This is a genomic window from Streptomyces sp. NBC_00005, assembly GCF_045160215.1.
Lineage (GTDB): Bacteria > Actinomycetota > Actinomycetes > Streptomycetales > Streptomycetaceae > Streptomyces.
The window spans coordinates 2,368,552-2,383,932 of the sequence record NZ_CP108316.1; the positions used below are offsets into that span (position 1 = coordinate 2,368,552).

12 protein-coding genes and 1 tRNA gene are annotated in these 15,381 nt (G+C 69.6%); 5 read left to right on the forward strand and 8 right to left on the reverse strand.

Annotated elements, in window-relative coordinates:
* The first annotated feature begins 22 nt into the window (after window positions 1-22).
* Window positions 23-415 carry an SCO5389 family protein gene (locus OG303_RS11335; protein WP_405867439.1) on the forward strand — a complete coding sequence of 131 codons (393 nt, stop codon included), beginning with the start codon at window positions 23-25 and terminating at the stop codon, window positions 413-415.
* Window positions 416-642: 227 nt separating this feature from the next.
* Here OG303_RS11335 and OG303_RS11340 read toward each other — a convergent pair whose 3' ends face one another.
* From OG303_RS11340 to OG303_RS11355, 4 genes are read right to left on the reverse strand one after another with little or no spacing between them, the layout of a single operon-like run.
* On the reverse strand, window positions 643-2,007 hold the full coding sequence (locus OG303_RS11340; RefSeq protein WP_405867441.1) for a GH1 family beta-glucosidase: 1,365 nt from the start codon (window positions 2,005-2,007) through the stop codon (window positions 643-645).
* 47 nt (window positions 2,008-2,054) lie between these two features.
* Entirely contained in the window at window positions 2,055-2,894 is an 840-nt protein-coding gene (locus OG303_RS11345) for a carbohydrate ABC transporter permease (protein WP_405877195.1), read from the reverse strand.
* 25 nt (window positions 2,895-2,919) lie between these two features.
* A complete protein-coding gene (locus OG303_RS11350; protein ID WP_405867443.1) occupies window positions 2,920-3,912 on the reverse strand; it encodes a carbohydrate ABC transporter permease in 993 nt (330 codons plus the stop codon).
* Between the two features lie 5 nt (window positions 3,913-3,917).
* Window positions 3,918-5,234 (reverse strand): ABC transporter substrate-binding protein, encoded by a 1,317-nt coding sequence (locus tag OG303_RS11355; RefSeq protein ID WP_405867445.1) that lies wholly within the window; start codon window positions 5,232-5,234, stop codon window positions 3,918-3,920.
* 211 nt (window positions 5,235-5,445) lie between these two features.
* Here OG303_RS11355 and OG303_RS11360 point away from each other — a divergent pair, with 211 nt between their 5' ends.
* On the forward strand, window positions 5,446-7,212 hold the full coding sequence (locus tag OG303_RS11360) for a coagulation factor 5/8 type domain-containing protein (protein ID WP_405867447.1): 1,767 nt from the start codon (window positions 5,446-5,448) through the stop codon (window positions 7,210-7,212).
* Window positions 7,213-7,313: 101 nt separating this feature from the next.
* On the opposite strand, the gene fusA is transcribed toward OG303_RS11360, so the two are convergent.
* A complete protein-coding gene (fusA, locus tag OG303_RS11365; protein ID WP_405867449.1) occupies window positions 7,314-9,356 on the reverse strand; it encodes an elongation factor G in 2,043 nt (680 codons plus the stop codon).
* Window positions 9,357-9,921: 565 nt separating this feature from the next.
* On the opposite strand from fusA, the gene OG303_RS11370 reads away from it, so the two are divergent.
* Window positions 9,922-10,377, forward strand: a complete 456-nt coding sequence (locus OG303_RS11370) for a tellurite resistance TerB family protein (protein WP_405867451.1) — start codon at window positions 9,922-9,924, stop codon at window positions 10,375-10,377.
* 53 nt (window positions 10,378-10,430) lie between these two features.
* Window positions 10,431-11,579 (forward strand): acyltransferase family protein, encoded by a 1,149-nt coding sequence (locus OG303_RS11375; RefSeq protein ID WP_405867453.1) that lies wholly within the window; start codon window positions 10,431-10,433, stop codon window positions 11,577-11,579.
* Window positions 11,580-11,964: 385 nt separating this feature from the next.
* Here OG303_RS11375 and OG303_RS11380 read toward each other — a convergent pair.
* Together OG303_RS11380 and OG303_RS11385 are read right to left on the reverse strand one after the other, a co-directional pair.
* Window positions 11,965-12,049, reverse strand: a tRNA-Leu gene (locus OG303_RS11380).
* Between the two features lie 182 nt (window positions 12,050-12,231).
* Entirely contained in the window at window positions 12,232-12,681 is a 450-nt protein-coding gene (locus OG303_RS11385) for a MarR family winged helix-turn-helix transcriptional regulator (RefSeq protein WP_405867455.1), read from the reverse strand.
* Between the two features lie 60 nt (window positions 12,682-12,741).
* On the opposite strand from OG303_RS11385, the gene OG303_RS11390 reads away from it, so the two are divergent.
* Window positions 12,742-13,653 (forward strand): LLM class flavin-dependent oxidoreductase, encoded by a 912-nt coding sequence (locus tag OG303_RS11390; protein ID WP_405867456.1) that lies wholly within the window; start codon window positions 12,742-12,744, stop codon window positions 13,651-13,653.
* A gap of 103 nt (window positions 13,654-13,756) precedes the next feature.
* On the opposite strand, the gene OG303_RS11395 is transcribed toward OG303_RS11390, so the two are convergent.
* The gene (locus OG303_RS11395) at window positions 13,757-15,298 is read right to left on the reverse strand and encodes an aldehyde dehydrogenase family protein (protein ID WP_405867458.1); all 1,542 of its coding nucleotides are present in this window, start codon (window positions 15,296-15,298) and stop codon (window positions 13,757-13,759) included.
* Between the last annotated feature and the right edge of the window lie 83 nt (window positions 15,299-15,381).

The following is a 15,381-nucleotide window of genomic DNA, read 5'->3' on the forward strand; positions in this document are numbered from 1 at the left end:
CGCTCAGAACGGACACCCTTTCATGTCTCTCGACGTCTCCCCGAAGCTCCTCGCCGAAGCCGAGTCCGGTGCCGTCCGCGAGGAGGACTTCGTGGACACGGTCCGCACATCCCTCCCGTACGCCTACGACCTGATCGCCTCCCTCGCCGGGGAACTCAAGGACGGCACGGCCGAGTTCACCGACAACCAGACCCCTCCCCCGTCCGAGCAGGAACGCGGCCAGCTGCTGCGCGCCCTCGCCAGCGACGCCATCCGCGGCAGCCTGGAACGCCACTTCGACGTGGAACTGGCCTTCCAGAACTGCCACCGAGTGGCTACGTTCCGGCCCGGGGCACGGGGTGGTGAGACATATGGGCGGTTCACCTCGCTGCGGTCGCAGGTGCTGAACCAGTCGCCGGAGTTCAGGGACTGCTGACGGCCAAGGCGACCGTGGCCTGCACGGTCCCCTCACCTCCGTCCTCCTGATGACCACGAGCGTGCGCAGCGAGTACTGAGGGCGGCTGAAGGCCCTCAGTACTCGCCGCATGGCAGATCAGCGCTCATTCAGTGCTCGTCGGCTGCGCGCATGACTGTCCGGCGGAGCAGATCCTCCACGTGCGGTGGGCGCAAGCTCCCCTTGAATCCGCCCACCGCGGGCCCACGTCAGGCCGCCCGGCGTGCCCGGCTGCGGTGCGCGCGGACGATGTCCGCATACCGATGTCCACTGCCCTTGATCGTCCGCACCTGCGTCCCATAGTCCACATGCACCAACCCGAACCGCTTGTCATAGCCATACGCCCACTCGAAGTTGTCGAGCAGCGACCAGGCGAAGTAGCCGGCCAGCGGAGCCCCCTTGCGGGCCGCCGAGGCGCAGGCGGCGAGGTGGCGCTCCAGGTAGTCCTGGCGTTCCGGGTCGTCCACCGTCCCGTCCGGGCGTACGACGTCCGGGTAGGCGGAGCCGTTCTCGGTGACGTACAGCTTGCGGGCGCCGTACTCGTCGGTGAGGCGGAGCAGGAGTGTCTCGATGCCGCTCGCGTCGATCTCCCAGTCCATGCCGGTGCGCGGGACGCCGAGGCGGCGGACCGAGCGGACGTGGGGTGCGGGGGCGGACGGGTCGTCGGCGACGGTGGCCGGCATGTAGTAGTTCAGGCCGAGCCAGTCGAGCGGGGCGGCGATGGTCGCCAAGTCGCCTTCCCGCTCAGGGAGTTCGACGCCGTACACCTCGCGCATGTCGGCCGGGAAGCCGCGGCCGTGCACCGGGTCCAGCCACCAGCGGTTGACGTGCCCGTCCATCCGGAGCGCGGCCTGGATGTCCTCGTCGCGGTCGGTGGCCGCGTGCACCGTGGAGAGGTTGGTGACGAGGCCGACCTGTGCGGACGGGGCCGCGGCGCGGATCGCCCGGGCGGCGAGGCCGTGGCCCAGCAGCAGGTGGTACGAAGCGCGGACGGCGGCGGTCAGGTCGGTGAGGCCGGGTGCCATCCTGCCTTCCAGGTGGCCGATCCAGGCCGAGCAGAGGGGCTCGTTGAGGGTGGCCCAGTGGGCGACGCGGTCGCCGAGGCGTTCGGCCACGACCGAGGCGTACTCGGCGAACGCGAAGGCGGTCTCCCGCTCCGGCCAGCCGCCCCGGTCCTGCAGGGCCTGGGGGAGGTCCCAGTGGTAGAGGGTGACGGAGGGGGTGATGCCCGCCTCCAGCAGGCCGTCGATCAACTCGTCGTAGAAGGCCAGGCCCTTGGGGTTCACCGGTCCGTCGCCGCCCGGCACCACCCTCGGCCAGGCGATCGACAACCGGTAGGCGTTCGTGCCCAGTTGGCGCATGAGCCCGATGTCCTCGCTCCAGCGGTGGTAGTGGTCGCAGGCGACGTCGCCGTTGTCGTTGCCCGCGACCTTGCCGGGGGTGTGCGAGAAGGTGTCCCAGATCGACGGTGAACGGCCGTCCTCGGCGACCGCCCCCTCGATCTGGTACGCCGCTGTGGCCGTACCCCACAGGAAGTCGTGCGGGAAGGCGGCGAGGTCGATGCGGTCGGACACGTAAGTCCCTTCCGGATGGGGGGTGTTGTCGGGAGACTGATGGTGCGTCACTTCACGGCTCCCGCCGTCAGGCCGGCGACCAGGTAGCGCTGCAGCAGCAGGAAGCCGGCGACCACGGGCACGCTGACGACCAGCGAGGCGGCCATGATCTGGTTCCAGTAGACGTCGTTGAGCGTGGAGTAGCCCTGGAGGCCGACGGCGAGCGTGCGGGTGGTGTCGTTGGTCATGACGGAGGCGAAGAGAACCTCGCCCCAGGCGGTCATGAAGGCGTAGACGGCGACCGCGACGATGCCGGGGATCGCAGCCGGTACGACGATCCGGAACAGCGCGCCCAGCGGCCCGCAGCCGTCCACCAACGCCGCCTCGTCCAGGTCCCGCGGCACCGAGTCGAAGTACCCGATCAGCATCCAGATCGAGAACGGGAGGGAGAAGGTGAGGTAGGTGAGGATCAGACCGCCGCGCGAGCCGAACAGGGCGATGCCGGTGGCGTTGCCGATGTTGACGTAGATGAGGAACAGCGGCAGCAGGAACAGGATGCCCGGGAACATCTGCGTGGACAGGACGGTGACCGTGAAGACGCGCTTGCCGCGGAAGTCGTAGCGGCTGACGGCGTACGCGGCGAACACCGCGATCACCACCGAGCAGACGGTCGCCGCGCCCGCCACGATCAGCGAGTTCACGAAGTAGCGTGCCAGCGGGACCGTCGACCAGATGTCGATGTACGGGCGGAACGTCAGGCTGCTGGGCAGCCAGCGGAACTCACCCGTCACGTCGGCGAGGGGCTTCAGCGAGCTGGAGACCATGACGTACACCGGCACCAGCACGAAGCCGGTGAGCAGGGTGAGGAAGACCCGCCGGGACCAGAGGAACGAACTCGGCGGCGCCATGGGGGACTTGGAGATCGACGGGGACCTATGCATTCGCGGACCTCCGTCCACGCGAGGTGAGCACCAGGTACACGCCGGTCACGACCAGCAGGAACAGCAGCAGGAGCACGGACATCGCGGAGCCGGTGCCGAAGTTCCAGGTGACGAAGGACGCTTGGTAGATGTGGACCGAGATGAGATCCGCGGCCTCGGGCGCGGCCTTGCCGAACAGGACGTACGGCGTGTTGAAGTCGTTGAACGTCCACAGGAACAGCACCAGGACCAGGACTTGGTTGACCGGGCGCAGTGACGGCAGGGTGATGCGGCGGATCTGCTGCCACATGCCGGCGCCGTCCAGGGCGGCGGCCTCGTACAACTCCCTTGGAATGTTCTGGAGTCCGGCCATGACGATCAGGAAGGCGAACGGCCAGCCCTTCCACACGGACACGGTGAGCAGGGCGTAGAAGCTGTTGTCGCCGATCAGCCAGAAGGACCGCTTGTCGGTGAGGTGCAGTTGGTCGTGCAGGACGTGGTTCACCAGGCCGTTGTCGTGCTGGAACATGAACACCCAGGTGATGACGGCCGCGTAGACCGGCAGGGCGTACGGCACCAGGAACAGTGCCCGCAGCAGCCCGCGGCCGCGGAAGGTGTCCTGCATGTACATCGCCGCCGCCGTGCCGATCAACCAGCACAGGCCGACCGACAGCAGCGTGAAGCCGACGGTGACGAGGAACGAGTGCAGCAGTGCCTCGCCGACCGGGGCGTCGAAGTCCACCGACACCTTGTAGTTGTCGAGGCCCGACCAGGGCGCGGTGCCCCAGTCGCGGATGTAGAACTGCGTGAGTTCCTTGAAGCTCATCACGATGCCGATGACCATCGGCACCAGGTGGACCAGGAGTTCGAGGAGCAGGGCGGGCAGGAGGAGCAGGTACGGGAGCCCGATGCGGCGGATCCGCCCGGGGCGGCGGCGACGCGGTTCGCGTGCCGCCGCACCGGGGGAACTCCCCCTCAGTGGCTCCTTCAGAGCGGTGGTCGTCATCGGGCTCACTTCGCCGGCATCTGCTGCTGGGCCTTCTCCAGCTTCGCCTTCACCGATGCGGTGGTGACCGCGCGTCCGGCGGCCACGTCGGCGAACAGGTCCTTCACCGCCGTACCGACCGCGGTCTCGAACTGCGACTCGTCGGCGACCTGCGGCAGCGCGGCGGCGCTCGTGGCGAGGGTGGTCTTGAGTACGGCGTTGGAGGGGGAATTGAACGCGGCCTCCCCCTGCGCTGCCTTGACCGGCGGAATCGAGCTGTACGCCGTGTTGAGGATCTTCTGCTCCGCGTCGCCGGTCATGAACTTCACGAACTTCGTGGCGCCGTCGAGGTTGTGGGTGTTCTTGAACACGGCGAGGTTGATGCCGGCGACCATCGAGTTGACCTGGGTGCCGGTGCCGGGGGTGCCGGACTGCACGGGCACGGGCGCGATGCCGTACGAACTCTCGCTCATACCCTGCGACTTGAGGTTTGCGGACGCGGACTGCCACAGCAGCATCGCCTGCTTGCCCTTGGCGAAGTCGCTCACCGACTGGTTCTGCGCGTACTCGGCGTCGCCGGTCGGTATGACCTTGTCCTTGGCCATCAGGTCGACGTACTGCTTGACCGCCGTGACCACGCCGTCGCTGGTGAAGTCGGGCTTGCCGTCCGCGGTGAAGAAGTCGGCGCCGTGCTGCTTGGCGAAGACGAAGACGTGGTGGATGTTCTCCGACAGGTTCGAACCCTCGGCGCCCAGCGGCGACTTGCCCTTCGCCTTGATCTTCTTGCCGTCGGCGATCAGCTCGTCCCAGGTGGCCGGGGGCTTGCTGATGCCGGCGTCGGCGAAGATCTCCTTGTTGTAGTAGAGGGCGTAGGCCATCGAGTACAGCGGGACCGCGGCCGGGTCCTTGCCCTCGGCGCCGGTGGAACCGAGCGCCGAGTCGACGAAGCGGTCCTTGCCGCCGATCTTGGCGAGGTTCTTCGCGTCCCACGGCAGCAGCGCGCCCGTCGCCTGCAGGGAGGCGCTCCAGGTGTTGCCGATGTTGAGGACGTCGGGACCCTGGCCCGAGGTGGTCGCGGTGAGGATGCGGTTCAACAGGTCCGACCAGGGCACGACCTCCAGCTTCACCTTGATGCCGGTCTGCTTCTCGAACTTGTCGAGCTCGGGCTGCAGGACCTTCTTGTCCACGGCGATGCTCGCGCCCTGGTTGGAGGCCCAGTACGTGAGTGTCTTCGGCGAGTCGTTGGACCCGCCGCCCGTCGACGAACCGCCTCCGCAGGCCGAGGCGGCAAGGGCGAGTGACATGGTGACGGCGCCTACGGCCGCGGCTCGGATGCTGCGCATGGCTCCCGGTGTCCCTTCAGGGATTGCACTCATGGCTTAATTTAGGACGTGAGTTAAACCTCAAGGGATGGCCTCGTCAAGGGGTACGGCAACGCTTGTGGAACTCCGGTCGCACCCCTTGACGCGCGTGTTCGGGTAGTTGAAGCATTCACCGGCGAGAGAGCGCTCCCAGACCCCACCCGGTTCACTTCCTGAACAGGAGAGCCGCCCCATGCCCCTGCCTGACATCGGCCGCAGAACCGTCCTAGGTGCCGTGGCCGCCGCGGCCCCCGCCGCTCTCGGCCTGTCCGCCCCCGCCTCCGCGTCCCCCTCCGCGAAGAAGCCGCGCCGCCTTCCCGGCGGCGGCGACCTCGGCCCGAACGTCCTGGTCTTCGACCCGTCCGCGCCGGGCATCCAGGCCAAGCTGGACGAGGTGTTCCAGCAGCAGGAGTCCGCCCAGTTCGGCACCGGCCGCTACGCGCTGCTGTTCAAGCCGGGCACCTACAACGGCCTCAACGCCCAACTCGGCTTCTACACCTCGATCATGGGCCTGGGCCTCTCCCCCGACGACACGACCATCAACGGCGATGTCACGGTCGACGCGGGCTGGTTCAACGGCAACGCCACCCAGAACTTCTGGCGTTCCGCGGAGAACCTGGCCCTCGTCCCGGTGAACGGCACCAACCGCTGGGCGGTCGCGCAGGCGGCCCCCTTCCGCCGTATGCACGTCCGCGGCGGCCTCAACCTCTCGCCCACGGGCTACGGTTGGGCGAGCGGCGGCTACATCGCCGACAGCCGCATCGACGGCCAGGTCGGCCCGTACTCCCAGCAGCAGTGGTACACGCGGGACAGCACGATCGGCAGCTGGCTCAACGGCGTCTGGAACATGGTGTTCTCGGGCGTCGAGGGCGCCCCCGCGCAGAGCTTCCCGAACCCGCCGTACACCACGCTCGACACCACACCCGTCTCCCGCGAGAAGCCGTTCCTGTACGTCGGCGGCAGCGAGTTCCGCGTGTTCCTGCCGGAGAAGCGGACGAACGCCCGCGGGGTGACCTGGGGCAACGGCACCCCGCGCGGCACATCGTTGCCCCTCTCACAGTTCTACGTCGCCAAGCCGGGTGTCTCGGCGGCGACTCTCAACCAGGCGCTGGCACAAGGACTTCACCTGTTGCTGACGCCGGGGATCTACCACCTCGACCAGCCGATCCAGGTGAACCGCGCCAACACGGTCGTCCTGGGCCTGGGTTACGCAACTCTCGTACCCGACAACGGAGTTACCGCCCTGCGCGTGGCCGACGTCGACGGCGTGCGCCTGGCGGGATTCCTGATCGACGCCGGACCGGTCAACTCCCCCACGCTGCTGGAGATCGGCCCGTCCGGCGCCTCCCGGGACCACTCCGCCAACCCCACCACCGTCCAGGACGTGTTCGTCCGCATCGGCGGCGCGGGCGCCGGCAAGGCCACCACCAGCATCGTCGTCAACAGCCGTCACACCATCGTCGACCACACCTGGGTCTGGCGCGCCGACCACGGCACCGGCGTCGGCTGGGAGACCAACCGGGCCGACTACGGGGTGGTCGTCAACGGCGACGACGTCCTGTGCACCGGCCTGTTCGTGGAGCACTTCAACAAGTACGACGTGCAGTGGAACGGCCAGCGGGGCCGCACGATCTTCTTCCAGAACGAGAAGGCCTACGACGCCCCGAACCAGGCCGCGATCCAGAACGGGTCGGTCAAGGGCTACGCCGCCTACAAGGTCGGCGACGGCGTCACCGCGCACGAGGGCTGGGGACTGGGCAGTTACTGCTACTACAACGTGGACCCGACGATCGTGCAGCACAGTGGCTTCGCCGCCCCGAACCGATCCGGAGTGCGCTTCCACGACCTGCTGGTCGTCTCCCTGGGCGGCCAGGGCCAGTACGAACACGTCATCAACGAGACCGGCGCGCCGACCTCGGGGACGTCGACGGTGCCGTCCACCGTGGTGTCCTATCCCTGAGCCGGGAGCGGATGCGTGGGATCCCTGATCCGGGGGCGGCCCTGTCGTGTCCCTGAGCAGGGGGCGGCCCCGCCCGCGTACGGGTGGGGCCGCCCTGTCGGTCACCGGACCGGTGCCACCGCAGGTGCCGGTGCGTAGCCGGTGGGGCGGGCCGTGAACGTGCCGCGGCCCTGCGTCCGGCTGCGCAACCGGGTTGCGTAGCCGAAGAGTTCGGCCAGTGGCACGGTGGCCGTGACGACCGCCGCGCCGCCGCGCGTGGTCGAGCCCGAGACCCTGCCGCGCCGTGCGGCGAGGTCGCCGAGCACTCCGCCGACGGCGTCCTCGGGCACGGTGACCGTGACCTCGACGACCGGTTCCAGGAGGACCATCGCGCAGGCACGCAGGGCCTCCCGGAGCCCGAGCCTGCCCGCCGTGCGGAAGGCGGAGTCCGAGGAGTCCTTCACGTGCGTCGCCCCGTCGGTGAGCGTGACGCGCAGCCCGGTCACCGGGTGACCGCCGAGCGGCCCCTCGGTGAGGGCGTCCCGGCAGCCGGCCTCGACCGCGCGGACGTACTCCTGCGGCACCCGCCCGCCGACTACCGCCGAGCGGAACTCGAAGCCCGCCTCCAGCGGCTCGACATCGAGGACGACATGGGCGAACTGCCCTGCTCCGCCGTCCTGTTTGACGTGCCGGAAGACCAGCCCGGACACCCCGCGCCCGACCGTCTCGCGGTAACTCACCCTGGGGCGGCCGACGTTGACCTCGAGTCCGTGGGCGCGCCGGAGCTTCTCCGCCGCGACCTCGAGGTGCAGTTCACCCATCCCGGACAGCACCGTCTGGCCGGTCTCGGAGTCCGTGCGCACGACCAGCGAGGGGTCCTCCTCGGTCAGCCGCGCGAGTGCCGAGGCCAGCTTGTCGGCATCCGTGGACCTGCGGGCCTCGACCGCGACGGAGACCACCGGCTCGGTGACACCCGGCGGTTCGAGCACGAGCGGGGCGCCCGGTGCGCACAGGGTCGAGCCGGCGCGGGCGGACTTCAGCCCGACCACGGCGACGATGTCCCCGGCGACCGCCCGGTCCACCTGGGCATGCCGGTCGGCCTGGACCCGCAGGATCCGCCCGATCCGCTCGGTGCGGCGTGCGCCCGTGTCCCACACGGCGTCTCCCTTCTCGATGGTTCCCGAATACACCCGCAGGTACGTCAGCCGCCCCGTCGAGGTGGCGTTCACCTTGAACGCCAGCGCCGCGAACGGTGCCGCCGGATCGGCCGCCCGCTCCTGCTCCGTACCGTCGAACGTGCCGCGCACGGCGGGCACGTCGAGCGGCGAGGGCAGATAGGCGACCACGGCGTCGAGCAGCGGTTCGATCCCGCGGTTGCGGTAGGCCGAGCCGCACAGCACGACCACGCCGTCGCCGCTGCCGGTCAGGTCGCGCAGGGCGGCGACGAGTGTCGGCGGGGACACGGCGGACCGCATACAGAACTCCTCCAGTGCGCCGGTGTGCAGTTCGGCCAACGCCTCCTCCAGGAGCCGCCGACGCCGGTGCGCCTCCTCGCGCAGTTCCTCCGGCACCGGCCCCTCCACGACCGAGTCGTCGCCCTCGCCCCAGACCAGCGACCGCATGTGGACGAGGTCGACGACACCGCTGAACCCGTCCTCCGCACCGATCGGCAACTGCACGACCAGCGGCGCCGGATGCAGGCGTTCGCGGATCGACGCGACGGCCGCGTCGAGGTCGGCGCCCGCGCGGTCCAGCTTGTTGACGAACGCGATCCTCGGCACACCGTGCCGATCGGCCTGCCGCCACACGGACTCACTCTGCGGCTCGACCCCGGCGACGGCGTCGAACACCGCGACCGCGCCGTCGAGCACCCGCAAGGAGCGCTCCACCTCGTCGGCGAAGTCCACGTGCCCGGGGGTGTCGATGAGGTTGATCCGGTGACCGTCCCAGGCGCAGCTCACCGCCGCGGCGAAGATGGTGATCCCGCGATCGCGCTCCTGCGGGTCGAAGTCGGTGATGGTGGTGCCGTCGTGGACCTCGCCGCGCCGGTGCGTGGTGCCGGTGGCGTACAGGATCCGTTCGGTGACGGTGGTCTTGCCGGCGTCGACGTGGGCGAGGATGCCGAGGTTGCGGACGACGGCGAGGGTGCTGAGGTTGGTGCGCACGGCCCGTTGGCCTTTCTGGTGATGCCGGTCCGGTGATGCCGGTCCGGTGATTCCGGCGATCGGAACAGGGCAGCGCGATTCCCGGGCGAGGACTTGAGACGCACGCGGGACAATGGCCGCGAGCATGACCTGTCGGCACGTCAAAAGACGGGCGTACAACGGGTGTTGGCGTGCTCAGATGCTCGTCACGGGCATCCGGTGCCGGCCGCGCAGCGGGCACCGGGCGGACGAGGACACGAGGATCACCTCGTACTGCGAACGGGGAACGACGACAGCGGTGCGGTACTGCACGGCCGGTCTCCCCTCGTCACTCGTCCCGCACGCCAGGGCGACGCACGATGCGTGGCGAGTGTAGGGAACGCGGGAGCGCCGGGGCACCACATTTTTTTTCGCGCCGCCGCCGGGCGATCACGCGCAAGGCGTCCCGGCGGCCTGCGTGAACTTTCCGGGAACGGCCGGAACTTATCCGCCGGGCCGTGAGTTTCTACGTTGCTGTAGACACCGATGGGGCATCGGGCCGCCATTCCGGCGGACCGGGCCTCCGACCCGAAAGTGTGGAGTTCTCATGGCCCTGTGGGACCGCATCAAGGAATCCGCGTCGACGATGCAGACCCAGCTCGTGGCGAAGAAGAACGACCTGAAGAGCGGCGCCTTCCGCGATGCCAGCATGGCGATGTGCGCCCTGGTCGCCGCCGCCGACGGCACCATCGACCCGGCCGAGCGCCAGCGCGTGGCCCAGCTGATCGCCACCAACGAGGTCCTGCAGAACTTCGACGCCGACGACCTGCGCCGCCGCTTCGACGAGAACCTGAACAAGCTGACGGCCGACTTCGCGTTCGGCAAGGTCAGCGTCCTGCAGGAGATCGCCAAGGCGAAGAAGAAGCCCGCCGAGGCCCGTGCCGTCATCCAGATCGGCATCGTCATCGGCGGCGCCGACGGCGACTTCGACAAGACGGAACAGGCCATCGTGCGGGAGGCCTGCTTCACCCTCGACCTGCCGCCGCACGAGTTCGACCTCTGACCACCCCGGGGCGCCGGGGGTTTACGTCGTGGAGAACTGGTGAGGCGGCTGGGATGTCCCATCCCCACACCACAGCTGTGACTCCGGTAAGACGCGCACCCGAGAGCGAGGGTTCCCCACGCGCCACGCAACAAGGGCGGGCAAAACAGCGTGACGCCTACTTCGACAACGCGAAGTACCTGGCGATCGTGCTGGTGGCGATGGGCCACGCGTGGGAGCCCTTGCGAGACGGCAGCCGGACCGTCACCGCGCTCTACAACCTCGTCTACGCCTTCCACATGCCGGCGTTCATCGTCATCTCCGGCTATTTCTCGCGCGGCTTCGACGCGAGCCCCGCGAAGATCAGGCGGCTGGTGACCGGCGTCGCCGTTCCGTACGTCGTCTTCGAGACGGCGTACACGCTCTTCACACGCTGGACCGACGGCGTCCCGGACCGGCCGGTCACTGTCCTGGACCCCTTGTACCTGACGTGGTTCCTGGTCGCGCTGTTCGTCTGGCGGCTGACGACCCCGCTGTGGCGCGGCGTGCGGTGGCCGCTGCCGACTGCGCTGGTCGTCGCGATGCTGGCGACCGTCTCCCCGTCCATCGGCAACGACCTCGATCTGCAGCGTGTGCTGCAGTTCCTGCCGTACTTCGTGTTCGGCCTGTGCCTGCGGCCGGAGCACTTCCGGCTGGTGCGCCGCTGGAAGGTGCGGGTGCTGGCCGTGCCGGTGTTCGCCGGTGCGCTCGCCGTCTCCTACTGGGCGGCGCCGCGGATGACCGGCGCCTGGTTCTTCCACCGCGACAGCGCCGAGGAACTGGGCGCGCCCGCCTGGTACGGGCCTGTGATGACGCTGGCCGCCTTCGGCTGCTCGGTGATCCTGGTCGCCTGTTTCCTCGCCTGGGTACCGGGGCGCCGTATGTGGTTCACCGCTCTGGGCACGGGCACGCTGTACGGCTACCTGCTGCACGGGTTCGTCGCCCAGGGGTCCAAGTCCTGGGGTTGGTACACCCCCGACTGGATCCACGGGCCGCTCGGCGAGATCACCGTCACGATCGGCGCCGCTGCGATCGTGACCGTGCTGTGCACACCGCCCGTCCGGCGGATCTTCCGCTTCGCCGTCGAGCCGAAAATGGAGTGGGCGTTTCGACGAGACACACGCGGGGCGCCCGAAGCGGCCCGCGAGCAGGGAACTCGGATCGGGTCACGGGCGTTGTCCTGATACACCGAGCATGAGGAACCACCCCTTGTCCGCCAGATCGACGGACCCCTCGGGGCACAGTCCCCGACCGTCCCGCCACAGCGAGCCTGAGCGCGGCATCCGGCGGGATGCCCCTTCGCAGTCGACACGTCGTTGAGTACGACGAGTGCCCTCCTGGGCCTGCCGGCCGTGTTCGTACTGACCACGGGCACCGGCTACTTCGTCGCCCAGGAGTTCGCCCACGTCTCCGTCGACCTGGCCCGCCCGGAGCCCGAACTGGGCGAGGACACCACGGTCGCCGACGCGATCGACGTACTAACCCGACTCCGCACCTCCCTCGCCGGGTCCGACGGGACCCCTGCACACGAAACGCGAAAGACCCCTGATCAACAGGGGTCTCAGCCGGTGTCCGAGGGGGGACTTGAACCCCCACGCCCGATAAAGGGCACTAGCACCTCAAGCTAGCGCGTCTGCCATTCCGCCACCCGGACCAGGTGTCTGCCGCCTGGCCGGGGGTGTTCCCGGCGGCGACACGGACAACAATACCAAGCTTTCGGAGTGCCCTTCACCTGCATATCCGGGCCGTGGAAACAGGCCCTGGGCAGGGGGAACAGGCCGCGGAAGGCATCACCGGAGGTGATCGATCCACTACGGCCACGGGCCGCATCGCCGGTCACTTCGTGACGTCTTCGTCCGCCAGCAACATCTGCAGAGCCCTGACGAGCGTGGCCGCCGTTTCCTCGTCCAGCGGGGCGAGGAAACGGCGTTCGGCGGCCCGGCGCGCCTTCTCCGCCTGCCGCAGACAGTCCTCGCCGGCGGGCGTCAGCTCGACGATGTTCTTGCGCCGGTCCTGGGGGCTGCGCCGGCGCTGCACCAGGCCCTGGTCCTCGAGGCCGTCGATGAGCGACACCATCGTGGTGCGGTCGACGCCGAGTCGTCCTGCCGCCTCGACCTGGGACAACGGCTCGCCGCCGGACAACACGACCAGCACCGCCAGCAAATGGCCGTCCACGCCGTACGGCGCGAGCGCCTCGGCGGACGCCCTGGCCAGCCTGGCCTGCGCGTGCTTGAGGAGGTAGCCGAGCCGGGATTCGAGGGGCGCGGGTCTCGCGTCTGTCGCCATGACTCGACTGTAACCGCGCCTGATCGTCAGCCGAGCTGATGATTTAGTATGCTGACGAACATGACGAGCATGACGAAGGTGCGCTTCGGCATCAAGACCACTCCGATGCATGTGCCGTACGAGGACATCCGCCGCGTCTGGCTGGAGGCCGACGCGGTGCCGGAGATCGAGGACGCCTGGCTGTGGGACCACTTGCTGCCGGTCGCCGGGCCCGAGGCCGGGCAGATACACGAGGGCTGGACCCTGCTCAGTGCGCTCGCCGCGCAGACCGAGCGGCTGCGGCTCGGTCTGCTGGTGACGAGCAACCGGATCCGTCCGCCGGCCGTGCTCGGCAAGATCGCGTCCACGGTGGACGTGATCTCGGGCGGGCGGCTGGTGGTGGGGCTCGGGGTCGGGGGCACGCATCAACCACCGGGTGCGGGCGGGATTTCCGGTGCGAATCCGGCGATCGCCGAGTACGAGGCGTATGGGTTGACGCTGGTGCCGCCGGCCGAAGGCATCGCACGGCTGGCGGAGACCGTCGAGATCCTGAAGCTGATGTGGACGCAGGACGTCTTCGACTTCGAGGGCCGCCACTACCGGCTCAAGGGCACGCGGAACGAGCCCAAGCCCGTGCAGCGGCCGGGTCCCCCGCTGCTGGTCGGCGGCTGGGGCACGCGGCTGCTGCGGCTGGTCGCCGAGCACGCCGACGTGTGGAACGTCCCCGGTCCGCCGCACAACAGCGTGGAGTTCGTCGCCGAGCGCGCGCGGGTACTGGACGCGCACTGCGCCCAGTTGGGGCGCGACCCCGGCGAGATCACCCGGTCCGTACAGGTACTGGTGTCGTACGACGACCCGGCGGCAACGCGCGCCACGGTGCGCGCTCTTGTCGACGCCGGGGTGAATCACGTCGTACTCAGCCTGCCGCGCCCCTATCCGCAGGGCGTGGCACGGTGGTTGGCCGACGAGGTGATCGCCGGGTGGCATCCGTAGGCCGGGTGGCGCACATGGGGCGGAGCGCCACCCGACCGTCGGTCATGGCGCGAGGCCTGGCGCAGGCGTGGCGCGACGTCCCGTCACAGGGACCGGGCACCCGTCACGGCATGAGGTGGTAGTCCGGGAAGTTGCCGGGCAGCCGCTCCCCCGCCGGGCCCTGCGTCACGGCACGCACGAGCAGCTCGCCGCCGACGAACGCGCCGCGCCAGGACGCGCCGAAGCCGCCGAACAGTTCGTCGCGGTCGCCACGGGAGCGGGCCTTGCCGTGGCCGACCTTGAACGCGCGGATCTGCGGGGCCAGTCGGTCGAAGGTCGCCCTGTCGTCCGTGGACAGCGTGGCCACGAGCGCGCCGTTGGAGGCGTTCATCGCGGCCAGCAGCTCCGCCTCCGTGTCGACCAGGACGATGGTGTCGACCGGGCCGAACGGCTCCGCGTGGTGGAGGGGCGAGGACGGCGGCGGACCGAGGAGCGTGACCGGCTGGACATACGCCGAGGTGTCCTGGCCGGGCAGGAACCGGGCGTCGGCCTCACTGCTGCGGTGCAGCGGGACGGCACCCCGGTCGATGGCCTCGGCGACCTGGTCGTGCAGTTCCTTGGCCTTGGCCGCGTTGATCACCGGCCCGAAGTCCAGCTGCGGATACGGGTCGTCGTGGTCCTCGACCGCCAGCGGGTGGCCGACCCTGAGCGTGCGCACCGCCGGGAGGTACGCCGTCAGGAACTCGTCGAACAGCTGCCGTTGGACGACAAAGCGCGGGTACGCCGTGCAGCGCTGCTTGCCGTAGTCGAAGAGCTTGGGGATCACCGCCGTGAGCGCGTCCCAGTCCGAGTAGTTCCAGACGCCCCAGGTGTTGAGTCCTTCCTGTTCGAGTACATGGCGTTTGCCGAGGTCGGCGACGGCCGTGGCGACCGCCGCGCCGGTGTCGCGTCCGCCGACGAAGGAGACGCAGCCGATCTCCGGCGCCCGCACCAGCGCCTGGGACAGGTCGCCTCCGCTGCCGCTGACGAGGGTGACGGGAATCCCCTCACGGGCGGCCAGTGCGCAGGCCAGGGTCAGACATGCGACGCCGCCGTCGGTCGGGGTCTTGGCGATGACCGCGTTGCCGGCCAGGGCCTGTACCAGCATTGCGTGAACGAGCACGCTCATCGGATAGTTCCAGCTCGCGATGTTGGACACCGGGCCGTCCAGCGGGGCCCGGCCGTCGAGCATCGGATCGATTCCGTCGACGTACCAGCGCACGCCGTCGATCGCCCGGTCGACGTCCGCCTGCGCGAGCCTCCAGGGCTTGCCGATCTCCCAGACGAGCAACAGGGCCAGCAGTTCGCGGTGTTGGGTCAGGGCGTCGAGGGTGGCCGCGACGCGGGCGCGGCGCTCCTCGAGCGGGATGTGCCGCCAGGCGCGGTGCTGGTCCAGCGACGCGCGGACAGCCTGGTGCGCGGTGTCGCGGTCCAGGCGGGGCGGGCCGGCGATGGGGCTGCCGTCGACGGGGCTGGTGGCGGGCAGGGCCCGGCCGTCGGCCTGCCAGGCGGAGTTCCAGAGGTTGAGGACGCGGTCGTCCCGGAAGGCCTCCGGAGCGACGGCCAGGCAGCGCCGCCAGGCGTCTGCCCAGGACGTGCCTGATTTGAGGGTGAGGGTTGTTGCCATTGGGGTTTCTCCGCTCTCGGTGCACAGTCGGGGGCGGGGGTGCATGGCTCGTCGCGCGCGCGGACTCGCACTCCGATGCGCGG